The organism is Amycolatopsis sp. cmx-4-54 (genome assembly GCF_046548895.1).
In the GTDB taxonomy this organism is placed as follows: Bacteria; Actinomycetota; Actinomycetes; order Mycobacteriales; family Pseudonocardiaceae; genus Amycolatopsis.
This window is the reverse complement of the sequence record NZ_JAEBEJ010000008.1, coordinates 31,873-56,612: the sequence shown is the minus strand read 5'-3', so window position 1 is coordinate 56,612 and position 24,740 is coordinate 31,873. Positions and strand designations below refer to the sequence as shown.

Below are 24,740 nucleotides of genomic sequence, written 5' to 3'. Positions count from 1 at the left end.
CGCAAGGAAGGGAACTCCCTTACTTCTCAATAGGACGCTCACCACCACTCACGATCTCAGCCACGACTCGGCGCATGATGTCCTTGTGGACATAGGAAGGTCAGGCCTCACCACCACATCGTGGCGGGGTTACGACTCGGTCGTGGGTTTCGCGCTCATCGTGCGGGCCGGACGCCAGCGGCGACGGTGGGCCGAGCCGATCAGCCTGGCCAGCCACACCAGCACGAACGAACCTCCGATCGCCGCGAGCACACCGACCACCGCCAGCACGGTGTGCAGTTCCTCCGTGGCGGCCGGCGGCGGTGGCGGCAAGTCCGGGGGCCGGACCAGCGCACCACTTTCCCGGGGCAGCACCTCGGTCACCGCCGCCACCGGGTCGACCGTTCCCCAGCCGAGAGCCGGGTCGGGCACCGCGGCGGCGGGCGGGATCGCGGTGGCCCGCAACCGATCCCGCACACCGGCGGCGTCGAGGCCGGGGTGATAGGCCCGCACGAGCGCCGCCGTACCCGCCACGAATGGCGCCGCGTAGCTGGTCCCGCTGCCCTGCCAGTGCCCGCGACCGCCCGGGCCGATGCTGACCACGTCCTTACCCGGCGCGGCCAGGCCCAGGTACCTGGCGACGGCCGAGGTCTCCACATGCGCCCCGGCCGAGTCGACCGCACCCACGGCGAGCACCGACGGGAACGCCGCCGGGTAGGTCGCCTTGACACCTTTCTCCTTCTCGTTGGCGACCGAGGCGACGACCACGACGTCCTTTTGCTCGGCGTAAAGCACGGCGGCGGCCAGCTCCGGGCTCTGGTCCGTGGTCCCGGCGGACACGTTGATCACGTTCGCCCCGCCGTCCACCGCCCGGCGGATACCGTCCGCGAGCCGCTTCGGGGTCAGCGAACCGGCCTTGTCGTCGTCCATCGTGGTGGCCACCCGGATCGGCAAGATCGTGACCGCGGGCGCCACCCCGGCGAAACCGCTGCCCGCCACGGGGGCGGCGCCGATGATCCCGGCGACGAACGTGCCGTGGCCGAGGCAGTCGGTGTCGGCCGCGCCGGTCGCGGTCACGTCCACCCCGGCGGAGACCCGGCCGCCGAACTGGGCGTTGGCCGCGTCGACCCCGGTGTCCACGACGGCGACCGTGACGCCTTTGCCTTCGCTGAGCGGCCACACCTGCCGTTGCCGCAACATCTGCTGCGGCCACGGTGTGCGCACCGCGGTCTCCTGTGGCGGCGGCAGGCATTCCTGCGGGCGTTCCGGCAACGGCTGCGGCTCGCCCTGGGCGTGCGCGGGCACCGGCGTGACGGCCAGCAACACCGCCAGCGTCGCGGCGTACCCGGACAGGCGGCGTGCCGCGGTCATGACGCCGTCTCCACGGGCATCTGGTCTCGCCGCGCGGCGTCGGCCCGCGCCTGACGCAGCGATGTGGTCAGCCTGGCCACCGCACCTCCGTCGTCCATCAGGCGGATCGTCGCCTCCTGCCGCCGGGCCAGCACCCGGTCCAACCGCTCCAGCACAGCGAGATCCCTGTCGTCCAGTTCCGTCGAGTCCGGCGACTCCCCCGGCGCCAGCTCCCGCAGCAACACGGCGTCCCTCGGCGCGGCCGGGCTGCCCGGTTCGTGATCCGCCCGCTCCGCGGCCGTACGCACCGCGAGCGCCTTGAACCTCGCCCCGGCCATGAAGATCGTCTCGTTCAGCACGCCGCCGGGCAGCAACTCGGTGGTCCGGCGGGCCGTGCTCGGCCAGATCAGCACGTCGAAAGCCGCGCCGGGCAGGGTGATGTCCAGTTCCATACTGGCGCTGAGAAATCCGGGCTCGGTCAGCACCGTGCCCGGTGCTCCGTGCCGCTCGACCGCGTCCGCCGAGAGGCCCTGGCGCAGGACCGGACGGCGGTGGGTGGGCAGCCTCCGGACCCCGGAGACCAGGCATGGCAGATGCCCGGCCAGCGGCGGGTCCTGGCCCGCGTGCACGGCGTCGTTGAGTGCGGGACCCGCACCCTCGCCGGTGCCGAAGTAGAGGTACACGGCCACATAGTCGGTCTTGACGCCGTGGTCGTTCTCCTGCCGCAGGGACGGCCAGGACGCCATCGCCGCGTTCACCGCGGCCAGTGCCTCGGCGAACCGCTCCCCGGCGGACTCGGCGAGGCAGGCCTGCTCCGCCGCGGTACTGGCCCGATCCGGCAGGTCGAGCACGGCAGCCGGGGCCTGAGTGGCCGGCTCGGGTCGCTCGGCCGGTTCGGATCGCGGCTCCGGCGGGTGGGCGACGGCCTCCTCCACCCATGCCTCGGCGGTCGCCGTCGTGGCCGTCTCAGCCGTCGCCGTGGTCGTCGACGTCTCCGTGGGCTCCGGCACGGTCGGTGCTTTGGCACCGCCGGCACTGCTCACCGATCCGGCGGGCACACCTGACACGGTGGCCACCGGAACCGGCGAAGTGGTCACGATCCGGTGCTCGGTCACCGCGGGCTCGACATCCGGTGCGGCAGCGGGCTCCGAGTCCGTCTCCTCGGCTGTGTCGTCGGCGAGCACGGCAGCACACAACTCGGGGGCGGAAAGCGCTCCCCGCCCGGCGGCCGCCACGGCACCCTCGTCGAGCGTGCCGACCACGTTCACGACCAGCGCGGCGCGCTGGTCGCCGGTCAGGCCCGCCAGCAACCGATCCGCGGCGCGGAGCAGCGCGAAGCCCACTCGCTCGCCCGGCACGCCGATGGCCAGGGTCCACACCGCCGGGTCGAACGGCGCGGGTGGGAGGAACTCCGGCGACCCGGCGGGCCGGATCACCACACCCGAGGGCACCACGTCGGCCACCGTCTGCCCGTCCCCGTCGGAAGGACACCACGATCGCGGGCCGCGCCGGATCCAGCCGGGCGGCGGCTCCGCCGCGGCCAGCACCTCCTGGTCCCCCGTACCCGCGGGCTGCCTGAGCACGGTGGGCAGCGGCCGGAACCGTCGCGCGCCCGGCACGGTCGTATGCAGCATCCCGGTCGCCGAGGCACGCTGCGTGCCGGTACCGAACTCGACTTCCTCGCCCAGCTGCATGGCCAGCTCCGCCTGCCAGACGTGGGCCGCGACGTCCGGATGGCCGGGGACCAGCTGGAACCGGCCGAGCCGCAGCTCGCCGAGCACACTCGCCACCTGCTCCGGCGCCGGCACCGGCCCGGCGTCACCGACGACGACCTTCGGCAGCCGGTAGTCGACCGGCACCGCGAACGTCGCCTCGACGTGCTCCGCCGGCGCCCAGCTGTGCCGGACGGCGACCCCGGCGGGAATCGGCAGCGCGACGGCACCCTTCGCGGCCACCGGCTCCGTGGGCAGCGCCCGCTCCCACGCCGGGGCCGGGTACCGGGTGCCCACCCACCGGCCGGGCAACCCCGGCCGGAAGCGATACCACCCGGTGCCGCCGGTGCCGTACCCCGCGTACATGGCGGCCCCCGGCATGGCGACCGGTACGCCGTCCGGGGCGAGAATGTCCACGCCGAGGTCGTGGCAGGCGGACCACACCCCGTCCGGTGTCCTGGCCAGCCCGGCGGCGCCGAGCCAGATCGCGCCGATCCCCACCGTCCTGTCCCGGCCTGCCAGCATGGCCCGGAGCAGCGAGCCGAGTTGCACACCCACCGAAGGCTCGCCTGCCACCCGTCGCGTGGCCAGCACGAACAACTGGCCCGGAACAGCGGGTGCCCAGGTGAGGAACGCCTCCGTCCAGGCGGGCTCCTCCCGGTGCCGCACCAGTACGTGCGGTCCCCGCCACTCCGCGACCAGGCTCATGCCGGTTGCCCGGTCTCGGCGTTCAGGTCGGCGGCGGTCAGCTTGGTGAGTTCGGCCGGTTCCACCGACGTGGCGCCCGCCAGGCGGGACGCCTGGTGGTCGGCCATCCGTTCGAACACGCGGCGGGCGGTGCGGCCGTTGCCGAACGTGCCGTCCTTGGGAATCTTGTCGAAGTAGCGAGACAGCGCGTCCGCGGCTCCCTCGTCCAGCCGGTAGTCGTGTTTCTGGCACAGCGTGCGGACGATGGTCACCAGCTCGTCCGGCGTGTAGTTGGCGAATTCGATGGTGCGGCTGAACCGGGACTCCATCCCGGGGTTGGCCGCGAGGAACTGCTCCATCTCGGCCGAGTAGCCCGCCACCACAACGACCACGTCGTCGCGGTGGTCCTCCATCAGTTTCACCAGCGTGTCGATGGCCTCCCGGCCGAAGTCGGGCCCGGTGCCGCCGCCCCCGCTGCTGAGCGTGTAGGCCTCGTCGATGAACAGCACACCGCCCAGCGCACTGGTGAACGCCTCGGTGGTCTTGATCGCCGTGCCACCGATGATCTGCGCGACGAGGTCGGCCCTGGCCACCTCGACCAGATGCCCGGACCGCAGCACGCCGAGCTGGGCCAGGATGCGCCCGTACAGCCGGGCCACGGTCGTCTTGCCGGTGCCGGGTGCCCCGGCGAACACCAGATGCCGCGACATCGGCGGGGCGGAAAGGCCCGCGTCGATCCGCCGCTGGGCCATCTTGTTCAGGTTGACCAGGGAGGTGACCTCGGCCTTGACGCCGGCCAGCCCGACCAGGTCGTGCAGCTCGGCGAGCGGGTCCTTGCCCGAGTTCGGGCCCGGCACGGGCCGCGACGCGGCCTCGCCGGTCGAGGCAGGCCTGGTGGGTGCCGCGCGCTCGGGCGCGTCGGCGGTCACCGCGACGCCGTACGCGTCGGACCCCACGTTGCCGCTGCTGGTCAGCCGGCTGACCTCGATCGCGGAACCGGCGACGGTCTGCCGGACGCCGCTGCCGTGGTTGTCCCGCACCACACAGTCCACAATGGACACCGTGTCGTCGGTTTCCACCCTGATCCCGTCGGCGGAGCCGCCGCTGAACTCCGATTCGGTCACCTTGCCGGAAGCGCCGGGCTCGAACCTCAGCCCCGTACCACCGCTGCCGTGCACTCGGCTCCTGGTCAGCGAAAGGTCACCGCCCGCCCGGACGAGCACCCCGTCCCCGCCCGTCCCGGTGATGTCGGCGTCGGTGAGCGCCAAGGTCGCCTCGGCGACGACCACGGCCGACGTCCCGGCGCCCTTCACGCTCAACCCGCTCACCGCGGGACGGGCGCCACCGGCCACCACCAGGCCCGCCGCCGCCGCGCCGTCGATCTCCACCCGGTCCAGCCGCCCTCGTGCCTCCCCGGTGACGGCGATCGCCGTGTCCCGGCTGTCCCGCACGTAGAGTCGCTGGAAGAACGGGTCCGCGCCTTCGTCGATGTACACGCCGACGGTGCACTCCCGCACGTCGACGCCGTCGAACTCGGGCACGCTCCGCTCGGTCACCCCGATACCCGCTCCGTCCACAGCGGAGACCTCGACGCCGCTGACCACGCCGCCTGCCCGGTCGGCGAAATGCAGCCCCCGGCCCCCGGCACCCCGGATCCGGCAACCCCGTAGCCGTGGTGCGCAGGACTCGGCCACGTAAACGCCTTCCGCCGAGCTGTCCTCCACCCGGCAGTCCTCCAGCAGGATCGACCCGGTACTGGCCAGGAACCAGCCGAGGGCACCGGTGTCCGCCACCGTCACCCTGGTCGCGGTCAGATCGGCCTGCTGCTCCACCGCGACCGCCGGTTTGCCCGCGTCCCGTACGGTGCTGTCCTCGACGGTGAGCGTGCTCTGCCCGTTGAGGAAGATCCCGTTGCCTTCCGCCGAATCCACCGTGCAGGACCGCATCAGGAGGCCGCCGTCCCCGGCGACGACCACACCGGAGGTGCCGAGGCCGGACAACGTGCAGGTATCCAGCACGCTGCCCTTGCCCGCCGCGACGACCACCCCGGCGCCCGCCGGATTGCGCACCGAGCACTCGCGCATCAGCACGGTCCCGCCCTCGCAGGCGTACACCGCCGCCCAGCTCGCCGCCCGCACCTCGCATTCGGTGGCGCTGAGCTGCCCGCCGGGAACGAAGATCGCGGGCGTCTCCTCGTCCGAGGACACGATCGTCAACCCGGACAGCGCCGCGGAGTCCGCGGCGAGCACGACCGCGGCGCCGGAATTCGCCGTGAGCCGGACGGTCCCCGGGCCGCTTTCCGCGGTGATCGTCACCGGTTTGGTCAGCACCACCTGCTCGCTGTAGTGGCCCGGCTCGACGAGGATCACGGCACCGTTCGGGGCATGGGCCACGGCCTCGCCGATACTGCGGTAGCCCTGGCCCGCCGGGGAAACCGTGATGGTGTTCTTCATGCTCGCTCCTCCGCGCACCCGCCCGGTCATGCGCTCACCCGCTCCAGGCGGCCGCCGAGGCTGGCCGCGGCCAATTCGTGCCGGGTGCGGCAGCCGGTCCGCAAATACAGTTTCGTCAGGTGCTTCTCCACCATCTTTTCGCTGACCAGCACCGTGGCCGCGATCTGCCGGTTCGACATCCCCCTTCGGACCAGCTGGACGATCTGCTGTTCCACGTATGAGAACTCGTGCGGCCGGTCACGGGACGACGGCGCGGAGACGCCGCGATCGGCCATCACCCGTTTGATCTTCGCCCGCAGCGCTGTGCCGCCCAAGGTCGTCGCGAGCCGGTAGCCCTCGTACAGCCACGGCCGCGGCTCGGCGGCGACCAGCCCGGTCGCCAGCAACGCCCACACCCGGTCCGGCTGATGATCACGGCGGCGAGCCATCGACTCGCTCGCCCGCACCCACGTGGCGACCCCGTGCACCAGGCCCTGCGCCAACGCCCACGCCTCGCGTGACCGGGGACTGAGTTCTCGGTGATGCCTCGCTTCCACCTCGGCGAGCACCCGTAGGGCGACCCGGTCGGAGCCCTGTTCCACCGCGATCACCGCGAGCCGCGACAACAGCTCGACCGCACCGGGCCCGGTCCCGCCGCCGGCCTGGTAGGCCTCCCATCCGGCGGTGATCGCGCCGGGTACGTCTCCGGCGAGGTAGCGGCGCCCGCTGTCGACCCAGCCGCGCATCGCGGCGAGTGCGGAGTGGGCGGGCACCTCGTCCAGCCAGCCTTCCGCCTCCCGGTCCGCCCCTCGCCAGACGCACATCTCGGCGGCGAGCAGCCTGGCGAAGCCCATGCCGAGCGGATCTCCGGTTCCGGTCAGCACCACCTCCCTGGCCGCGCTCAGCGCGGCGGACCATCGGCCCGCGGCGTAGTCCTGGCACATCCGGTGATAGGCGGCCAGCGGTCCGATCGTGGGTACCTCGTAGACGGGGCCCAGCACGGCCCGCAGCACCGGGACCAGGTCGCGCCGGGCGCAGGCGATCGCGGGCTCCGGGCCGAGCCGTGGCCGTCCGTCCCGCTCGCCGGTCAGCGGCGTGACCGCCCGCTCGACGTCCGCCGGGGTGATCGGCTCCCCCGCGAACCAGCGGTCGCACAAATCCGCCGCGGGGCCGGATCTGACCGGCAGCGGCAGCCGCCTGCCGAGGTGGATCGCGGCCAGCGACCCGGCCGCCGCCGTCATGCCACCGCCACCGGGCCCGGCCACCAGTTCCGCCAGCGGCTCGTACCGTCCGGCCCGAAGGAGCGACCCGATCAGTTCCGCTCGCGCCGAATCGGGCGTGCCCACCCCTTGCCGCCACCGCAGCCGGGCCCGCGCCAGCCGGTGTCCGGCGGAACGATCCGGTGCCTGGACCCGCCGGGCCGGCTCGGCCGGCGCCTGCTGAGCGGGAAGAGCGTCTCCGGCCAGCGCCGCGTGTTCGAGCAGGATCAGCTCGCCCGGGCCGCCGATTGGGCCGTCGTCCAGCAGGGCGCGGGCGATACCGGCGTGCAGGTGCCGGACGGCGTCGGCACCCGCCCGCTCGACCACCGCGTCGGCGAGCGTGGGGTGGCGCACGTGCAGCCGGGCGGAGCGATCGCTGGACAGCACGCCGTCCAGCACGAGCCGGTCGAGCGCGTGGCCGCATTCCGGCAACGGTGTCGCGGTCGCGACGGCGAAGGCGGGCAGCTGGGCGAGCCCGAACGTGGCCTCGCTCGCGGCCAGCAGCACCAGGCCGGTGCCGACCTCGCCGAGCTGCCGCAGTCGCTCCAGGCGCGGATGGCCGTCCGGCAGCGGGATCGGTGCCGCCGGGTCACGCAGGCACAGATGGTGACCCACGACGGCGAACCGGCCCCGGCGACGCAGATCGGCCAGGACGGGAAGCAGCGTGCCCGGATTGCCCAGCAGATCGCCGAGGCGGGCCCGCAGTGCGCTCAGCACGCCTGGGTCGACCGGTGCCCCGCCGAACCGACGGATCAGCGTCCGGGTGTCCTCTTCGGACAGTGGGGCAAGGTCGAGCACGTGCTGGGCGAGCGGTTCCAGGGCAGGCTCGGCGGCCGGACGCGCGTTTTCGCGGGTGGCGGTGGCCACTACCGGCACCCCGGCCCGCCGCGCCAGCCGCAGCAGCACGGCGGGCCGCGGGATCCGGTCGGCGTCGTCGATCAGGATCGCCACTTTCCCGCCCAGCGCGGAAAGCAGGGCGGAGAGCGCACCGGGCAACGTGGCCCCGCGCTCGACCCGATGGGCCTCGATTGTCCAAAATAGACTGAGTTCGCTCAGGGGGGAGAGCAGATCCGGCCCGGCGTCGAGTTCCTCGAACCGCTCTCGGATCTCGGTGAGCAGCGGGAAGATTCCGAACGGGTCCCGGTCCATCGCGCCGCGAATACTGAGCCGCAGGACCGTTCGGCCCTGTTCGGCCAATGCCGTGCCCAGCCGGGCCAGCACCGCGGACTTGCCGCTGCCCGCCGCACCCCGGACCAGTGTCACGACAGGCCGGAGCGCGAGCTCGCGCAGGGCGGCGAGCTCCTCCTCGCGGCCTACGAACCCGGTGCCCGTCCGTCCCATGCGCGCCTTCCTCCCTGGTTTCGGGCTGCTTCTCCGGATCTGCCGTCCAGACGCACCCGTAGTGGCACTAGCGGCGCTCTAGCCTTCATTTAGCCAAGTCGGCACACCCGCACAAAGCCGCCCGGCGGATCAGTGTCTTTCGGCCACCCCACTCGGGCTTGTTAGGGCAAGACCGTCGCCGCCGAGGCGGGCGCGTGCGGTCTGGACGGACACAAGTGCTGGTCCGAACAGGAACCCGTGGGTTCCTGCGCACCCGGTCGGCTGGTGGCTGGGCGAGCATGCGCATATGGACGAGCTGCTCGACGTGATCGGCCGCCCGGACCTGCCGCCGCTGATCGTGGTCACCGGGCCGGCCGGAATCGGCCGCACCACGCTGCTGACGAAGGTGCGGGAAGATCTCGCCGCACGCGGCCTGCACACGACCGCGATGCGGTTCAGTCCCGATTCGGACGCCATCCCCGGCTACCTGCCGGACCGGTGGTCCGATCACCGGGATTCGCCGTGGCCGGTGGCCAAGCCGGTCACCGGCGCGTTCGAAGACCCTGTCCTCGCCCGTTTCACCGCGGCAGGCATGGCCACCACCCTGCTGGCCGCCGAACGGCCGGTCCTGCTCATCGACGACGCGCAGTGGATGGACCGGGACGACATCGCCGTGCTGGAGCAGCTCGCCCACCGGCTGGCGGGCACGGCCGTGAGCTGTGTCTGCGCGGTGCGGGTTCCGGCGATCGCGAGGGACGGCGACCTTCGAAGGGCGGCCATCCGCAGGTTGCGGCGGGACGGGTTGGTCCACACCATCCGGCTGCGCGGGCTTCGCCGCGACGAGGTCGCCGCCGAGCTGGCCTCGATGCTCCGGCACGTACCCGACGCCGCACTGGTCGACCACGTGCGTCGCGGGAGCCGAGGCATCCCTGCCGCACTGCACGACTCGGTCGAGACGCTGCGACAGGCCGGCGCGATCCGGTTCTCGGCAGGCCATGCCTACCTCGCCGGTGATGGAGAGTCCACCGGCCCCATGGGCTACCGCAGGCTCACCACCGCCATGCTGGAACTGGGGCCGGACTCGTGGACCGCCGCCAAGGCGGTCGCCGTCCTGTACCCGCTCGGCGCGGCGCTGCCCCGGCTGCTCGCCGAGGCCCTCGCCTGCACCGAAACCGAAGCGGCCGGCCGGATCGCCCTGTTGCGCCAGGCCGGTGTGCTGCACCGTGGCCTGGCCGGGACGTCATGGCGCTTCCCGATCCCGCTGGTCGCGACCGCACTGGTCGGCTCCCTCGGACCGTATGAGAAGCAGCACCTCGCCAGGATCGCCGTCACCGCACTGTGGTCGGGTGCCGCACACTGCGCGGATCCGGACTACCTCGCCGACCAGGTCGCGGCCGCGGGCAGGCTCGTCGACCCGGCACCGGCTCGCACCACTCTGCTGGCCCGTGCGCAAGCGGCCCTGTCCGACCGGCCGGACAGGGCCAGGCGCTGGCTCCGTGCGGCCGCCGACCTCGCGGTGGGCATCGAGCAGTACGCGAGCCTCGCTTTCCGGCAGGTGCTTGCCGGTTACCTGGCCGGAGACGCCGACGGCTGCCTGGACGAGGCGGCCTCCCTGCTGGAGCACTGCCCGGAGCAGCTCCCCCCCGGCGCCGTCCAGGTTCTGCAGCTGATGGTGGTGTTCGCCCGGTATGCCAAGGGCGACTTCGAGACGCTCCGGCAGATCGCCGAGCGGCGGGAAGACCGGCCGCTCGGTCCCCCGCCCGGCCCGGTACCCAGGGCGACGGCGTTGAGCCTGCTGGACCGCTGGGCCGAAGCGAGAAGTCTGCTCACCAGGACGGCGGAAACCTGGCACGGCAACGAGATCTCTGCTCTGTTCGGCGGCTGTCTGCACTCGCTCGCCGAGTTCTGGGGCGGTCGGACGAAGGAGCTCGAACCCACGACGCGGCTGGGCGATGGCCCACTCTCGCGCACCGCCGGACCGCACCGGACGCAGCTGGTCGACGCGTACGCGGCCGGCCTGCTGGCCACCGGCGACCTGAGCGGCACCGAGAAGCTGCTGACCGGTTCGGATGTTCCGGCCGAGAAGCTGAGCCTGTCGGGCAGGGCGCTGCTGGCCGCGATGCGCGGGCGGGCCGGGCAAGCGATCGAGCTCTGTCGCCGTTGCGTGGCCACGGTCCCGCTGCGGGGCGGCGATCCCGGCCGTGCCGCGATGTTGCTCGAGGTCACCGAGCTGCTGGTCGCGCAAGGAAAACCCACCACAGCCAGGGAACTGCTGGCGAGCGGCCGGGCCGCGGGCCCACCGCCTGCCCACCTTCTCGACTGTGCCGAAGCCCTCATCGACCACGCCCTCGGCGAGCCGGACGACGCGATCAGCCTGCTCCGGCAGGCCCTGGCGTCGGCGGCCGCGAACGACCTGCTCGTCGGCACCGACCTGTGCTGGTCACTGCTCACCGAGCTCTCGCTGGCCAACGGAGACCAGGACACGGCGGCGCGGTGCCTCGTGGAAATAGACAGGGTCGCCGAGGCGATGCCCACCGGACGTGCCGCCACGCACGCGTTGCTGATCCGGGCGAGGGTGACCGGAGACCTCGCGGCGGCCGAAGCCTGCCTGCGGCTCGTCAGGGAACGCGGGCAGCCGTTCGAGCTGGCCAGGTCGATCTCGCGGCTGGTCGACGGCGGGCTCGGCGACCCGGCCTTGCTCGCCGAGGCCTATGAGCTTTTCGGCGGGGACGCCCTACTGGAGCGGGCGTGGCTGCGCAACCTGATGCGGGCGCACGATGTCCCGGTCCCTGGTCGGCGGGAAACCTTGGCCGAGAACGAGCGGTTACTGGGCCTGCTGGTGTCCGAGGGGCTGAGCAACAAGGAGATCGCGCGAATGCTGCGGACCAGCCGCAAGAGCGTCGAAGGCCGGCTGAACAGGCTGTTCACCCGCACCGGCCTCACCTCGCGGATCGAACTGGCGAGAACCCTGCTCGGCGAGGCCCGCTCGACCGAGTGATCAGTACCTGAAGGCCACCTTCCTCTGTCCAGTGTCAGGGCTTCGGCAAAGTCGATTCGCGGGGGTCGTGAGTGGCAATGATCGTTCTGACCCGCTTACCACTCACGACCCGGCAAAGTCGTCATGGTCGCGTCCGATTCGAGCCTACGGCCGGGGCGGTTTCGCGTGATCAGATGGACGACATACGTGTCTGGATGGACGACACCCGGCCGTCGCCGAGTGTCGTCCGTCTGACCACACGTGCCGTCCACGCACGACCCTGTCTGTACCGGCGGCCAGGTGCCGACCTTGACCAAGGGGTCGCGAAAGCCCTCCACTCACGACACGTCGCCCCATCCTTCGGTAGCCGGCCGTCGCTGCCGAGGGATTTCCCTACATGGCGCGTCCGTGACGGCGACACCGGGTCGGTCTGATGGGCCCGGCCGTAGATTCGTCCGGGTAGGCACAAGACGTCACAGAGGACGGCAGGCACTGTGGAAACGACGGTCGTGGATCCGTACGCCGTGGACAGGGTGCGTCAGGTGATCGCCCGCATCACGGCCACGTTGACGGAGTTGGCAGCGCACCAGGGCGAGCTGGCCGACGACGTGCTGGGGCGGGTCGAGGGCGCGACCGCCGTGGTGGCGGCCGCGCGGGAGTTCGAGCGGACGCTGCGCGCCGAACTGCGGTCCGCCGGGTATCTCGTGCACACGATCGGCAGCGAGTCCGGCAGGCTCCTGCTGGAGACACAGGCCATCGACCACGAGAACAGCCAGAGGATCGGCCGGCATGAGCCTTGTTGACGACCTGGCCGGACTGCCGGGAGGTGTGGTCGTGGCCGACGCTCTCCGGCCGCTGGGCAACGCTTCGCCCGGCGGCGCGGAGGAACTCGCGAAGAACTGGCGAACCGCGGGGACACAGTGCACCGCGGAGGTGCCCACCCTGTCGAAGGCCTGGCATGACGCGGAGGATGGCATGGTCGGCGCCGCGGCGGAATCCGGAAGCGCGCTGGTCGCCAAGCTGGTCAAGGCCGGCGCCGAGCTGGAGCAGGCCTCGGTGAGCGCGGCCGACGCGCTGGACAGGGCCGCGGATTCCGTGCTACGCGCACAGAACTTCGCCAGGGCGAGGTCGGAATGGCTGCTGTCCTGGGTGCGCAGCCAGGACGCGGTGTACCCGGACGTCGCCGCCGACAGCCGAAGCTCCGCCATTTCCGCGGCCGCCAGGCACATCGCCACAGAGATCGGGTCAGCGACCGACACCGCGGTGGCCGAACTCGACGCGTCGGCCGCCGCGTTGCGCAAAGCCACGGCCGACGCGACCTCCTTCTCGAAGATCGAGATCGCCGCCAGCGTGACCCACCACGGCCACGCTGGTCGAAACCCGCGGGCGAACCCGTCCCCGGACTTCTCCATCCGGGCCGTCACCGGCCAGGAGGGGCACCACGACGGCGACGACGCGCAGAGCCACGAAGCGCACGACAGGCAGTCGTCCGGCGGCTCCTCCGGTGGTGGCACGGACGGTGGTGGTGGTGGTGGCGGCGGCGGCGGTGGTGGTGGTGAATCGGGACCGAGCGGCCCGCCGCCCACCGGAGAGGTCCGCGACTGGATCACCGAGGCACTGCGCATCCTGCGCGAGTACGGCGTCGACACCAGCTCAATCGATCCGGCGGACCTGGCGGCGATCATCCAGCACGAGTCCGGGGGCGACCCGCACGCACAGAACAACTGGGACTCCAACGCGGCCGCCGGGCATCCGTCGAAGGGCCTCATGCAGACCATTCCGTCGACGTTCAACGCGTACAAACTGCCCGGCTACGACGACATCTGGAACCCGGTGCACAACATCATCGCCGCCGTCCGGTACGCGCTGAAACGGTACGGCTCGATCGACAACGTGCCCGGTGTCGCCGGGCTGGAGAGCGGGCAGGGCTATGTCGGATACTGACCCGGGCTCCGTCACCCCATGGGCGACGATCGGCAACGCGTTCGTGATCACCGCCGGTGAGGCCATCGGTGAGCACGCACGCGCCCTCGCGATGTCCGTGGCGGCCGATCCCGGCCACGAACTGGTGATCGCCGACCTGCCGGGTGACCCGACGGTCGCGATGTGGGAGACGCTCGCGGAGGCGATCCCGCGAGGCAGGCAACCGCTCCGGCTGGTCATCGCCGGCGGCTATGGCGAGGCGACGACCCTGGCCGGGCACTGGCTGGCCGAGCGGCTCGCCCGCACCGTGGTCGTGCCGGACGGCGAAGTGCACCAAGGCGCCAACGGCTCCCTCCTCGTGCACGGCCGCCCGGGCAGCGGGTGGCTGACCTGCCGTCCACGGCAACGGTCACACTGGGAGGCCAAACGCTTTCCCCGCCCGTCGTGGGACAGCCGCGCGGTCGGCGACGTGCTGGCCACCGGGTCGAACGGCATCGCCGAACCGATACCGGCGGGGATGTGGCTGCATCCCGCGGCCGATGACGAACACGTCGCGCGGCACCGACAGCGTCTGATCGAGGCCGTCCCTTGCCGCCCGGACGCGATGACCGTGCTCGTCGGCTGTCCCGGCATGGCCCCGGTTCCGATCGAGGATGTCGCCTACCTGCGGAGCTGTCTGCCGGATGACATCCGCGCGGGGATCCGGTTCGCCACCTACGGCGGTGTCACCGTGGGGCCCGGCGGCTACTTCGGTCAGGCGCTGGCCCAAATGGTGCACCAGCCCGTGGTGTGCTACCCGGGCGTTCCGGTGGGTGGCGCGGAATGGCCCGAGATCCACACCGTCTGGCCGAACGGGTCGCTCGGCTGGCGTTGCTTCGCCCGCGAGGTCGAGTACTTCCCGGCCACGGACACGACTGCCGCGACACCCGCCGTACGCACCCATTGGCTGCCGTTCGCCGGGGTCACTCAGCTGGATCCCGCCGCATACTGGTACACCCCCGACGCGGTGATCGAGATCGTGCAGGCCGGGTTGTGGCTGCGGCCGCCGGAGGGGTACGGCAACGCGGACGCCGTCCGGTCGCACCCGTGCGACCACGCCGGGCCCAAGGTGTTCTTCGACGACACGACCGAGCAGAGCGCCACGCGGATGCATTGGCTCGCGCGCGATGTGGCCAGCCGGATGCCGCCGGACGTCCGGACCCGCACGGGTCTGGTCGCGGCCAGGACGGTCGGCAGGCACGCTCCCGCCGCGCCGCCGCCCGGGCAGGTCCCGCGGCCGGGCCCGGTCCCCTTTCTGCGGCCGGAAACCCAGGGCGCGGCGGAATTGCCGAGGCCGCAGGCCAGACCGGCCCCGGAAGCCGCGGCGCAGGCTCCGGCCGGGGGCCTGGGCACGGAGCGTGCCTGGCTGCGAGAAACCCTCGGCCTCGAGTTCGACGCGATGGCCGGTTCGGTGAGCCTTGCCGTCGCGGAGCACGCGGGAGCCTGGGTGCTCGGTCAGGCGGCCGAGGACGACATCCACACCGACGCGGTCGCGGTCCGGCTGTACCTTTCGGCGCGCGGGGAGAAGATCGACCGGGCTCTCCGGTTCGGGGAGACCGGCCCGCACGTGCCACTCGCCCGCTGCGCGGCGGCCGGACTCGCGCGGCTGCCTGCCCACCGCGGGGTCGTCGGATACCGGGCTTCCCCGACACCCGCGCAACTCCAGCTGTACCGGAACCACGACGTGGTGACCGACTGGGGATTCACCAACGCGCTGACCGAACCATGCCCGAGCCAGCGGGGTGAGGTCGACGTACTGCTCTGGTCGATGACCGCGCGGCTGAGCCAAGCCCTCGAACCGGAAGGCGACGAAAAGGTACACGGGCGGGCACTCTTCTTGCCTGGCACCCGTTTCCGGGTGCTCGAAGTAGTGGCGCCGGAGCACGGCCGACAAGGCCGGGTGCTACTGCGCGAAACGTCCGAGCGGGAGGACGACCCGGCACTGACCCAGCAGGCAGGCCACCTCGACGAACTGGCGGCCAACTCGCTCCGTGCCGCGGCCGAGCAGTGGGCGCGGGCCCAGCCGGACCGCAAGGTCGGCACGGCGGCCCACGACCGGTTCGGTGAGCTGCCCGGCCTGCTGCCACGCTGACCGAGGAGGAGGAAATGCCGGAAGACACCGTGGAAGAGCCTGCCGCGGGGGTCGAAGCACCCGCGCTGGTCGATCCCGCATGGAGACCTTCCGACGAGCACCCGGTCGCGCCGCTGGACAAGATCATCGGCGTCTGGGTGGCGGACGCCGAGGGGCAAGAGCCGTTGTTCCGGCCGAACCCGGTGTACGTGCCGACCGAGCCCGGCGCACATCTGGACCTCGTCGACGGCGTACTGCGACTCCTGGCCAACGGAGCGGGCGTGGGTGCGCCACAGCTGGCCGCGGCGCTCGCCGACGCGTTGCTCGGCATAGCCGTGGACGACAAAGGGGCAGCTCTCGTCCGCCCGGCCCCGGACGGGATGCCCTCGGTGCTCGTGGCCACGGCTCCCGGCCACCGGCCGCGCGTCGACACCCCGGGCTGGCGAGCGGTGACCGTGGCGAAACTGGCACGGTTCCTGCCCGGACAGGGGGTGGACGTACTGCTCAACCCGGGGGCGCCCACCTCGATGCGAGTCAGTGCCGAACTGATTCGCCAGGCCGCCGGACTGCGGGGTGGCGACCTGCCCCGCACGGGACCGTTCGGGCAAAGCCGAGGGCCCGAAAGTAACCGGATCCGGTCCGACGGCTGAAAGAGCTTGTTTACTTGGCGTACGGCGACCAGCCGACATCGACCTATCGAGATGGGGTTCTTATGCTTCGCAAGACAACGGCGGGATTCGGCGCCGCGCTCTCCCTTTTCGCCACCGCCACGGCCGTCGCCCCCGCGGCGGTGGCCGACACCCCGCCCTCCGGGGTTTGGGTGTACGTCCAATCCTTCGAAGCACGCAATTCGACCGAAGCGGCTTTTGCGCAGCTTCTCTGCGACAGAATGGGCCAAAGCCGTCCCGAGGCCCGTTCCTACCAGTGCGTTTCCGTTCCCGGCTACGTCCAGTTGTGGGAACTGCGCTGACCCGCGCACGAGGAAGATCGGCACGGCGGCTCCCGGCTGCGGCGGCCGGCCCGTCGACTCGAAAGCACACTACCGTCGACGACCTTCCGACAACGCGAGGTATTCCATCGGCCTCGGATTCGACATTCGAACGAAATTTCAGAAGTCGACACAACCGAAACTTGCATCGAAAGGGGCTTCAGGATGTGCACCGCGGAGAACTTCGGCTTTTTTGACGACATCATCGAACGGATCGAGAAGGAACAGGAAGACCTGCCGGCAGTGAAGGCGAATGTCGCGACGAAGGTGACGTGCCCGGATTACGACACGTCAGACCCGATGCGACCACAAGCCCGATACTGAGGAGCGCGCAGCCGCGGAGAATCGTCGGCTCATCGGGGCGTTTCACTGATTCGGACCACGCCGCTGCTGAGCAGGCTGTCTTCGACAGCGGCAGTATCCGGTACCCGACCACACCGCCGTTGGCAAGGGAACAAGTTCACCCAGAGGAGAACAACCGCTCATGTGTGGGCACATTCGTGCCTACGCCGACATCCACCCTTGGCCGTCGCCCGCAAGACGTCACGGAGTCTCGCGACGGATCCGGTCGCCGGGGCGCGCCGTTTCGACCGGCGTATCACCGCCATCGACTCGCCACCACGGTCGAGCACACTCACATGATGGCTTTGTCCCAGCTCCGCCACGACACTGAAGCCCGCGCCTTACCAGGTAGCGCATCACTGACCGTCGGGAACACCAGCCGGGGAGCCCCCCAAGCCCGCAGGGGCCCCGGCCGCTCGTCGAAGGTCTTGTTGCGAAGCATGGGCGAAGAGAACGTCGCAGCGTCGTCAGGCAGCACTCGAACACTTCGGCGACACGTCACTGGAGTGACTCCAGCGCAGCGGCGGCGTCCAGCGCGTCGCCTGTGCCGACGCCGAGTTCCCGGGCGGCGCGGGCGTACTTGTCCGCAGCCCGCAGAAGGGCCCCTTTGCCCTGCCGGTCCGCCGAGTTCGGCGACGACCGTCCCCTTGGCGCGAGCGGTGTACACCCAGCCGTCTGACGTAGGGGAAGATCTCGTGGTGGGCACGCCAGTGGGCGGCGATCACCACGAAGCTGAGGGCGAAGGCGATGTATTCCTTGCCGTGGGCCGAGATCGAGCTCAGTATGGCGCCGGTGGTGTCGCCGTGGGGGATGGGGAGGTCCAAGGCCAGCAGGGTGAACGCGATCGCGATCACCGCGTCGACGAAGATGATGAGCCGCTCGCGTCTGCCCGTTCGCGTCGGGGCCGGTGGCGGTCGTCATGCCGCGACCGATCGGGTGGCGGCCGCGAGCCGCCGGGATCGCACGGCCAGGATGATCATGACCGCCGGGATCAGGATGTCGGTGACGAGGACTCCGCCGGTGTTGCCGGGGGAGTGGTCACCGCCCGCGAACCACTGGTAGACGTGGCCGATCGCGGCTCCCCAGAGGAACATCCCGCCGCCGATGCCGATGGTGATGCGTTCGCGTGCGGACGCCGAGGCTGCCCGGAAGCCCATCACGGCCAGCGCGAGGTTCGCGAAGGCGATCTCGAACATGAACGGCGTCCGGTCGAAGCCGATCGCCGTGGCCATGACGTCCGGGAAGGCGAGAAAGGCGACCGTCATCCACAAGCTGCCGCAGCCGAAGGCGCCGATGGCCCACCAGCGCTGCCAGATCTCGAGTCGCTCCTGGGGTGAGGTCACCTGGCGAGTGCGGAGGAAGGCTCCGATGGCGGGCACCACGACCCAGACCAGCGGGAAGGCGGATTGGGCGAGGTAAGAGAAGCTGTCCATGGCTTCAGTCTTACCTTGTTAATATTAACGTGTCAACACTCTGCTATGGTGGGCTGGTGGATGACGGACTCGCAGACCTGTTGCATCGCGTGGTCATGCTGATGGGCGAAGCTGCCCGTCGGCGTGCCGACGACTCCGACGGTTCGACCTACAGCCAGATACGCCTCCTCGGCACACTCGAGGAGATCGAGCCGGCGACGCAGCATCGGCTCGCGCAGGCGCTCTCGATATCCGACCCGGCGGTCAGCCGGGCGCTGCGACCGCTCGAAGCGGACGGCCTGGTGCGGATCGTCGTCGACCCCGAGCACGCGCGGCGGCGGCTGGTCCGTCTCACCGAGTCCGGCCGGAAAGCCTTCCACGCTGCCGGAAAGCCGCTCTACGACGAGTTCCGCACGGGGCTCGTCGCGGCCGGATTTCCCTACGAGCGCTACCTCGAAGACACCCTTCGGCTAGCCAAGGCCCTCGAAGCCGATTGAGCACACCGCTACGCGTTCGACAGCACCACTCACGTCCGAACCGATCCAGTCTATTTGGAGAGACAATGACCTCGCGACAGCAGGACTACTTCCTCGGCAACGAACCAGTGTCCCGTGATCCTGCCGCCTTGCGTCCGCTGTGGATCCAGGTGACTCCCGGCAGGACGGAAGAAGTTGCTCTTACTGGACGCGCTTGGGCCCTGTCGGTGATTCCCATTGCTCGGCTGTTGTTATCGAACGACCATCCTTTCCATCAGTCCACACGACAGGAGGTCGACATGTCCTTGGGGCATAGACCGTCCGATGTGGACCGGCGGAAGTTCGCGGCGGCCAACGCTTCAGCCCTGTCCGGCGTCTGACAACCGCGGCGGCGTTTCATGGGGACCTCGGCGGGCGCGGGCACGGGCCGCACGCTGAAAAGGTTCTTGCGGGCGGGAACAACTCGTCAGCTGGATCGACGACGGCATCGGCGCGGACACCATCGCCTACTCCGACTTCGACCTCACCAACCGCGGCGTCGGGGGCTTCACCTCTGACAAAGGCGGAGAGCAGCTCGCACTCGGGAGAACCGCGGGCGAAGATCTTCATGGAGCTTCGACTGAAGCCGTTCATGGCGGTCACCTTGCTCTTGCCGTGGTTCACGCGTGCCGTCGAGGGCATCGCCGGCTGTCGAGGACAAGTGGTCTCCGGATGACGAGCCGTGCTTCTTCCGGCGCGCACGATCGGCCGGCATTGCCCGTACTTTCACCCGAGAAAGGTGTTACAGGGCAATCTTGCCACGTATAGAGGTCTGCGAGTTGTTCAGGCCCGGATCAGGTCGATATAAGTCTTGTGAGTCTATTTGGGCAATGAGGGCCGTAGCTCATGACGGGCTCCGAAGGTGGCGTGGTGCGTTTGCGGATCGGTGCCCCGGTCTTCTTGCTTGGCTCGAGCTATCGACGCTCACACAGCAGCACACTATGCATCAGGACTGACGTGCACGAAGGAGATCCGTGACGACGGAAAGCATCGTTTCGGCTGTCGCTGAACACGAGTGGGTCGACGAGGTCCATCGAACGCCTTCGGGCGCACTCCTGGTCCGGCCTTCGGGTGACGCGGTGAACTTCGGTCCCCGAACTTGGTCACTGGTCGGCGAGTATCTGCAGAACTGGGCCAATCTGTACGACTGGGCGTTCACGTCCGCCGATCTCGACGATCGAGCCGACGCGGACATCGTCGGACTCACCAGCGGCAATGCCCTGCCTGAGCACGAAGCTCGCGACTGGATCGAGCAGACGGCGGCCTTGGTATTGGAATCCAGGCCGCGGCGGGTGCTTGATCTCGGCTGCGGGACCGGGCTTCTGATGCGACATCTACAAGGGCGCATCGGATGCTACGTCGGGGCCGATCCTTCCAAGTACGCCGTGGATCGGGTCCGTGAGGCGCGCTTGCCGGGCACTCACGCTGTGATCGCCGGAGCCCACGGCATCGCTTCGCCGCAGGTCAAACGGGCGATGAGCGAGGTCATGGGGGCGGGACGGCCTGATTGCGTGCTGATCAACAATGTCGCGCAGTGCTTCCCGGGAACCCAGTACCTCGCAGCCGTGCTCGGTGACGCCATCGATCTCGTCGAACCGGGTGGCCGGGTGATCCTCGGCGATCTGCGGCACCACGGGCTGAGCGACGAGTATCATCGTCGGCAGACTTCCAACCCACGTTGGCCCTCTGGGCACTTCGGCGGAGAAGAGGAACTACTCCTCGACCCACGGCTGGTCATGTTCTTCGCCAACGTCTCGGGCAGGAAGGTCAAGACCTCGGTGCGTGCGAAGACACTGCGCGGCGACAACGAAATCACCCGATATCGATACGATGTGGTGCTGTATGTCGAGACGCAGGACGCTCAAGCAGAGCTCGATCAGGTGTGCTGGGAGGATCTCTCAGGAGACCGCTTCGAGAGGTTGACCCGGCTGGTCGAAGCCGGCCCCGTCGTCGTCACAGGAATACCCAACGCGTTGCTGAACCCCTCGGCGGGCGGCGTCACGGCCAACGCGTTGAGTTCCGTGATCAAGGGGACAGGCCTGGTGGTGGAGGTCGCGCTCGACGACCCGGGAAAGCTCGATATCCGGCCCTCGAATGGCCACATTTCACAAACTCGAACCCTGCCGCCACGGGATGAGCCGATCGACAGGTTCATCACCCGCCGGCTTCCGGAGGTGCTTCGCGGTTACTTGGCCGAGAGTTGCCCGGGGACACGACTGCCGGAGATCATCGTGGATCCCAAACCGATTCGGTGACGGTGCCAGACCCTCATCGCCGCCGAGCACCAGATCCGGTGAGCGACATCGTGCTCTCATTGATCGATCACGGGTACCGACCCTCACCCATGACGAGTTCGTCCGCCTGCCTGGTCTCATCAGTGCGCGCAGCGCCAGAGCGCTACTACTTCCGGAGACATCGCCTCGGGCAGTCCAGTCAGCTCACCTTCCGCCAAACTGGAACGCCTGGAAGCCACCCCGACATCGGTCGGCCTACGTGCCGTACCTTTCTTCATCGAAGAGCGGCACACCCACAGCCCCGCAGGGCGTCCGAATTCGCGCGGAAGCGTCTGTCCCACCTGTCGACAGCAGCACCCGTGCGCCACGGCTTTCCACCGTCGCGAGGCTCAGGACGCCAACGACCCCCGACTCAGCTGAAAGGACTCGGATGAAATCCAGTGAGATCACGTCTATAGGTCAAGTTGCAGAAGCTTTCTGAGATGTGTTTCGACGATATAATCGCCGGCGTCGAACCCGGGCGAGAAGTAAGTTCGAAGACCATAGGTTGCCCGCTGGGGCGCCTGTCCGGTCTTGACTCTCACGCCCTGGGTTACGATCGATTCGGCAGTCTTTTTTCGCGGCCGCGGCGGCTATGTTGATTGATGAGGTGGCTGAATGTCCCCAGTGCTTACCGGTAAAGTGCTTCGGTTCGATGATGTTCGCGGCTATGGCTTTGTCGCACCGGACGTGGGCGGCGAAGACGTCTTTATTCACGTCAACGACCTCGAGTGCGACAAGCGGCTGATCGCGCCCGGCGTACGGGTCAAGTTCGCCACTGAAGAGGGCGACCGGGGTTTGAAGGCGTCGCGGGTAAGCCTGGCTGAGCAACGGGCAGAGGTGCATGTTCAGGAGATCGCCGACAGTAAGTCGATGGCGGTCGCGTACGAAGACGACGTGGCATGTGATGTCTTGACCGTCCATGAGCTGCGTGATGAGCTCACAGAGGCCATGCTCACTGGCGTACCCTCCCTGACCGGGCAGCAGATCCTCGCCGTGCGGGAGAACATGCTCGCGCTCGCGCGCAAGCATTGCTGGATCGACGAATAGGGACAGCGTGCTCATGGGGCGACTCCCGGCGGAGTCCCAGAACCGAGAAGCCTGGAATCCTGTATCGGCGACGTTCGCCGATACAGGCACCGGTCGGCCGCACCCTCCGGGAAATCGTGGATGCAGTTGACCTGAAGCGATCTCCTGCCGGATCGGCGGTCTTCCGTCGACAAGAATTCGTGCCGATCGGCCAGGACGAGTCGAGGGGTGGCGGCGGCGGGCCCTGGCCGCCCGGTGCGGGCTCCCGAACGCCGTCGAGCCCCGTTCGCCAGTGAGGCCGTGCCTGCCTGCAGAGCGTTCCTGAGCCGGTCGTGGTGCAGGATTCGGGCGAGTCGTCGCGTGCGTACACACGCCCGAGCAGGTTGGTGCTGATTTCATTCAGGTGCTGCGGGTTTCGGCTCGGCGGTTCATCGCGCCCCGTCCTGTCACCCGGTCCGCCTGGCGTGGAACCGACGCATCCCATCCCGCGACACGCTCTTGAACTACCCGGCATCGGATCCAGGCCGTGGACCGCACTCAGCGGCGGAGTGCGGGAAACGCAGAGAATACTCCGCTGTCCGTCTCGACGCCACTCACTCCGTCAACATTGTCTCGGTAGTCAGGCCCATTGACCCGGCGGGGCAGTTCTTCGGCGCTTTTATCGCGCGAGGACATCGATCATCGCGATAATGCAACAGTGATACGAATCGGATTTACCACGCCCAGAGAATCAGGTCACGGAGGATTCAGTTCACTCGAACGTCAAAAGGCGACCTCGCCCGCCATTGCGATGTCGATCGTGAATCCGGTCGGCACCGCGGCGGCGACCGACGAGGTTCCGCGCACAGGCAGAAACAACTTCCCGAACGGCACAGTGCGTCCGATCGACGAACCCGAGTCATGAGCGATGTTTCGCAAATCCGGCGAGTGCGCCGTCGACGACAAATCGGACACCGGCCGGCAATAATCGCGCCCAGTGGTACGGCGACGGACGTCGGCAGCCAGAGAATCCGGTGGGCAATGGGTTCTGTTCACTCTTCCCAACCACCCGGCGGGGTGGATGTCCAAGACATCAGGATACTTTGAGCGATTCCCACAAGTATAGGTTACTGGATCATCGAACCATTCAAGGAGCTCCCCCGCATGTCCGACACCACCATGTCCGAGACCGCCACCGTGGTCAGGCGATTCTATGACACGCTGAGCACCGGCGACCTGACGCTCGTCGACGAAGTGCTCGCGCCCGACTGGGAGGCTGTTCCCGCGCTGAGCACCGACGGCCCCAAGGGCTGGAAGGCCACCATCACCTACCTGCGCACGGCGCTCAGCGACCTCGAACTCATCATCGAAGACTTCGTCGTGGACGGTGACCGGGTCGCCGTGAGCAGCACCTGCCGCGGGGTCCACACCGGCGAACTGCTGGGCGTGGCCGGCACCGGGCGCCAGGTCGAATTCCAGGCCATCGATGTCCACCGGCTGGAGCACGGCCGGATCGTGTGGAGCAGGCACCTGGAGGACAACTTCGGCCTCGCCCTCCAACTCGGGCTTACCTTCACCCCGACGTCCTGAGCAGGACACCGGCCGGAAACATCGCGCTGATCACCGGTGCGGCACGGGGAACCGGCGGCGACGACCCCAACGCACGCTCCGAATAAGCGACACGGATCCCTTTCACACTGATTTCCCTGGAGCAAAACCGGTGCACGCCACTGCTTCAAACCGCACTAAGGGGTCCTGACAGAATGATCTCGAGTGTGGTTTGATGCTGTCTCTCGTTGGTCTTTTGTGAGGGGTGTGCTGGTGGCGCAGCGGCGTCCGTGGGAGATCGATGACGGCCTGCGGGAGCGGATTGAGCCGTTGTTTCCGCGGGTGGAGCGTCGGTATCGGTATCCGGGGCGCAAGCGGCTGGATGACCGTAAGGCGTTGTGCGGGATCATGTTCATCTCTGTACGGCGATTCCGTGGGAGTTCCTTCCGCAGGAGCTGAGCCATGGTCGGGCATGACGTGCTGGCGCCGGCTGCGGGACTGGACCGAGGCCCCGGGGTGTGACACAAGTTGCAAGAGCTACTGCCGGCGGAGCTGCACGCGGCGAACCAGCTGGACTGGTCGCGGGCGGCGGTCGACGGGTCGCATGTGCGGGCGTTAAAAGAGGGCCGAAACCGGCCCTGTCATGATTTCCGTGTAAGCCACGGATGATTTCTTGTCTGATTCCAGTGGAGTGGCAGGCGCCTCGGCACCCGATCCCACCGCTGCGCACGCCCTATGAGCTCGAACCGGACGAGCCCCCTGGAAGGGTTCTTCCAATTCGACACTCCACTTAAGACGGCTCTGATCGTGGCCGGCAGCGTCTGCCTACACCGTCGCGGGATCATTCTCGGCATTGTGTTCTTTTCGTCAACAGCAATGGTGCGTTTCAGGATTCCAGCCGTTGT

19 protein-coding genes and 1 pseudogene are annotated in these 24,740 nt (G+C 69.4%); 13 read left to right on the top strand and 7 right to left on the bottom strand.

The genetic code is table 11. The features are described from left to right. Positions 1-129 precede the first annotated feature (129 nt). The 4 genes from mycP to ACLJQ7_RS25735 are packed head-to-tail and all read right to left on the bottom strand — an operon-like array spanning position 130 to position 8,760. Positions 130-1,350, bottom strand: a complete 1,221-nt coding sequence (mycP, locus tag ACLJQ7_RS25750) for a type VII secretion-associated serine protease mycosin (protein ID WP_410650734.1) — start codon at positions 1,348-1,350, stop codon at positions 130-132. Next, on the bottom strand, positions 1,347-3,749 hold the full coding sequence (locus tag ACLJQ7_RS25745) for a hypothetical protein (protein ID WP_410650733.1): 2,403 nt from the start codon (positions 3,747-3,749) through the stop codon (positions 1,347-1,349). Before ACLJQ7_RS25745 ends, mycP begins: the two co-directional genes overlap by 4 nt. Further along, positions 3,746-6,181 carry a right-handed parallel beta-helix repeat-containing protein gene (locus ACLJQ7_RS25740; protein WP_410650732.1) on the bottom strand — a complete coding sequence of 812 codons (2,436 nt, stop codon included), beginning with the start codon at positions 6,179-6,181 and terminating at the stop codon, positions 3,746-3,748. The genes ACLJQ7_RS25745 and ACLJQ7_RS25740 overlap by 4 nt, the downstream gene beginning before the upstream one ends. Before the next feature lie 26 nt (positions 6,182-6,207). Next, positions 6,208-8,760: an AAA family ATPase gene (locus ACLJQ7_RS25735; RefSeq protein ID WP_410650731.1), complete on the bottom strand. Its 2,553-nt coding sequence runs from the start codon at positions 8,758-8,760 to the stop codon at positions 6,208-6,210. Positions 8,761-9,046: 286 nt separating this feature from the next. Here ACLJQ7_RS25735 and ACLJQ7_RS25730 point away from each other — a divergent pair, with 286 nt between their 5' ends. The 7 genes from ACLJQ7_RS25730 (at position 9,047) to ACLJQ7_RS25700 (ending at position 17,061) form a co-directional block, all read left to right on the top strand. Then, positions 9,047-11,737, top strand: coding sequence for an AAA family ATPase (locus ACLJQ7_RS25730; protein WP_410650730.1), 2,691 nt, complete (start codon positions 9,047-9,049; stop codon positions 11,735-11,737). Positions 11,738-12,258: 521 nt separating this feature from the next. Further along, the gene (locus ACLJQ7_RS25725; protein ID WP_410650729.1) at positions 12,259-12,519 is read left to right on the top strand and encodes a hypothetical protein; all 261 of its coding nucleotides are present in this window, start codon (positions 12,259-12,261) and stop codon (positions 12,517-12,519) included. Beyond that, positions 12,506-13,660 carry a transglycosylase SLT domain-containing protein gene (locus tag ACLJQ7_RS25720; protein WP_410650728.1) on the top strand — a complete coding sequence of 385 codons (1,155 nt, stop codon included), beginning with the start codon at positions 12,506-12,508 and terminating at the stop codon, positions 13,658-13,660. The genes ACLJQ7_RS25725 and ACLJQ7_RS25720 overlap by 14 nt, the downstream gene beginning before the upstream one ends. Then, positions 13,647-15,770 (top strand): hypothetical protein, encoded by a 2,124-nt coding sequence (locus ACLJQ7_RS25715; RefSeq protein ID WP_410650727.1) that lies wholly within the window; start codon positions 13,647-13,649, stop codon positions 15,768-15,770. The genes ACLJQ7_RS25720 and ACLJQ7_RS25715 overlap by 14 nt, the downstream gene beginning before the upstream one ends. 14 nt (positions 15,771-15,784) lie before the next feature. Continuing rightward, positions 15,785-16,399 (top strand): type VII secretion system-associated protein, encoded by a 615-nt coding sequence (locus ACLJQ7_RS25710; protein ID WP_410650726.1) that lies wholly within the window; start codon positions 15,785-15,787, stop codon positions 16,397-16,399. Positions 16,400-16,461: 62 nt separating this feature from the next. Then, positions 16,462-16,719, top strand: a complete 258-nt coding sequence (locus ACLJQ7_RS25705; RefSeq protein ID WP_410650725.1) for a hypothetical protein — start codon at positions 16,462-16,464, stop codon at positions 16,717-16,719. Between the two features lie 183 nt (positions 16,720-16,902). Beyond that, on the top strand, positions 16,903-17,061 hold the full coding sequence (locus ACLJQ7_RS25700; protein WP_410650724.1) for a hypothetical protein: 159 nt from the start codon (positions 16,903-16,905) through the stop codon (positions 17,059-17,061). 485 nt (positions 17,062-17,546) lie between these two features. Here ACLJQ7_RS25700 and ACLJQ7_RS25695 read toward each other — a convergent pair whose 3' ends face one another. After that, positions 17,547-17,933 carry a TMEM175 family protein gene (locus tag ACLJQ7_RS25695; protein ID WP_410650723.1) on the bottom strand — a complete coding sequence of 129 codons (387 nt, stop codon included), beginning with the start codon at positions 17,931-17,933 and terminating at the stop codon, positions 17,547-17,549. 63 nt (positions 17,934-17,996) lie between these two features. Further along, positions 17,997-18,512 carry a DUF6790 family protein gene (locus ACLJQ7_RS25690; protein WP_410650722.1) on the bottom strand — a complete coding sequence of 172 codons (516 nt, stop codon included), beginning with the start codon at positions 18,510-18,512 and terminating at the stop codon, positions 17,997-17,999. A gap of 56 nt (positions 18,513-18,568) precedes the next feature. On the opposite strand from ACLJQ7_RS25690, the gene ACLJQ7_RS25685 reads away from it, so the two are divergent. The 4 genes from ACLJQ7_RS25685 (at position 18,569) to ACLJQ7_RS25670 (ending at position 22,329) form a co-directional block, all read left to right on the top strand. Further along, positions 18,569-18,988, top strand: coding sequence for a MarR family winged helix-turn-helix transcriptional regulator (locus tag ACLJQ7_RS25685; RefSeq protein WP_410650721.1), 420 nt, complete (start codon positions 18,569-18,571; stop codon positions 18,986-18,988). Positions 18,989-19,053: 65 nt separating this feature from the next. After that, positions 19,054-19,347: a hypothetical protein gene (locus ACLJQ7_RS25680; protein WP_410650720.1), complete on the top strand. Its 294-nt coding sequence runs from the start codon at positions 19,054-19,056 to the stop codon at positions 19,345-19,347. Positions 19,348-19,980: 633 nt separating this feature from the next. Continuing rightward, on the top strand, positions 19,981-21,261 hold the full coding sequence (locus tag ACLJQ7_RS25675) for a class I SAM-dependent methyltransferase (protein ID WP_410650719.1): 1,281 nt from the start codon (positions 19,981-19,983) through the stop codon (positions 21,259-21,261). 636 nt (positions 21,262-21,897) lie between these two features. Further along, positions 21,898-22,329 carry a cold-shock protein gene (locus ACLJQ7_RS25670; protein WP_410650718.1) on the top strand — a complete coding sequence of 144 codons (432 nt, stop codon included), beginning with the start codon at positions 21,898-21,900 and terminating at the stop codon, positions 22,327-22,329. A 741-nt stretch (positions 22,330-23,070) separates the two neighbouring features. Here ACLJQ7_RS25670 and ACLJQ7_RS25665 read toward each other — a convergent pair. Beyond that, complete coding sequence (locus ACLJQ7_RS25665) at positions 23,071-23,262, bottom strand: hypothetical protein (protein WP_410650717.1); 192 nt, start codon at positions 23,260-23,262, stop codon at positions 23,071-23,073. Between the two features lie 189 nt (positions 23,263-23,451). Between ACLJQ7_RS25665 and ACLJQ7_RS25660 the strand changes: the two genes are divergently transcribed. Together ACLJQ7_RS25660 and ACLJQ7_RS25655 are read left to right on the top strand one after the other, a co-directional pair. Then, positions 23,452-23,877, top strand: coding sequence for an ester cyclase (locus tag ACLJQ7_RS25660; protein ID WP_410650716.1), 426 nt, complete (start codon positions 23,452-23,454; stop codon positions 23,875-23,877). 255 nt (positions 23,878-24,132) lie between these two features. Next, positions 24,133-24,462, top strand: a pseudogene (locus ACLJQ7_RS25655) (transposase); the annotation flags it as partial. Positions 24,463-24,740 lie beyond the last annotated feature (278 nt).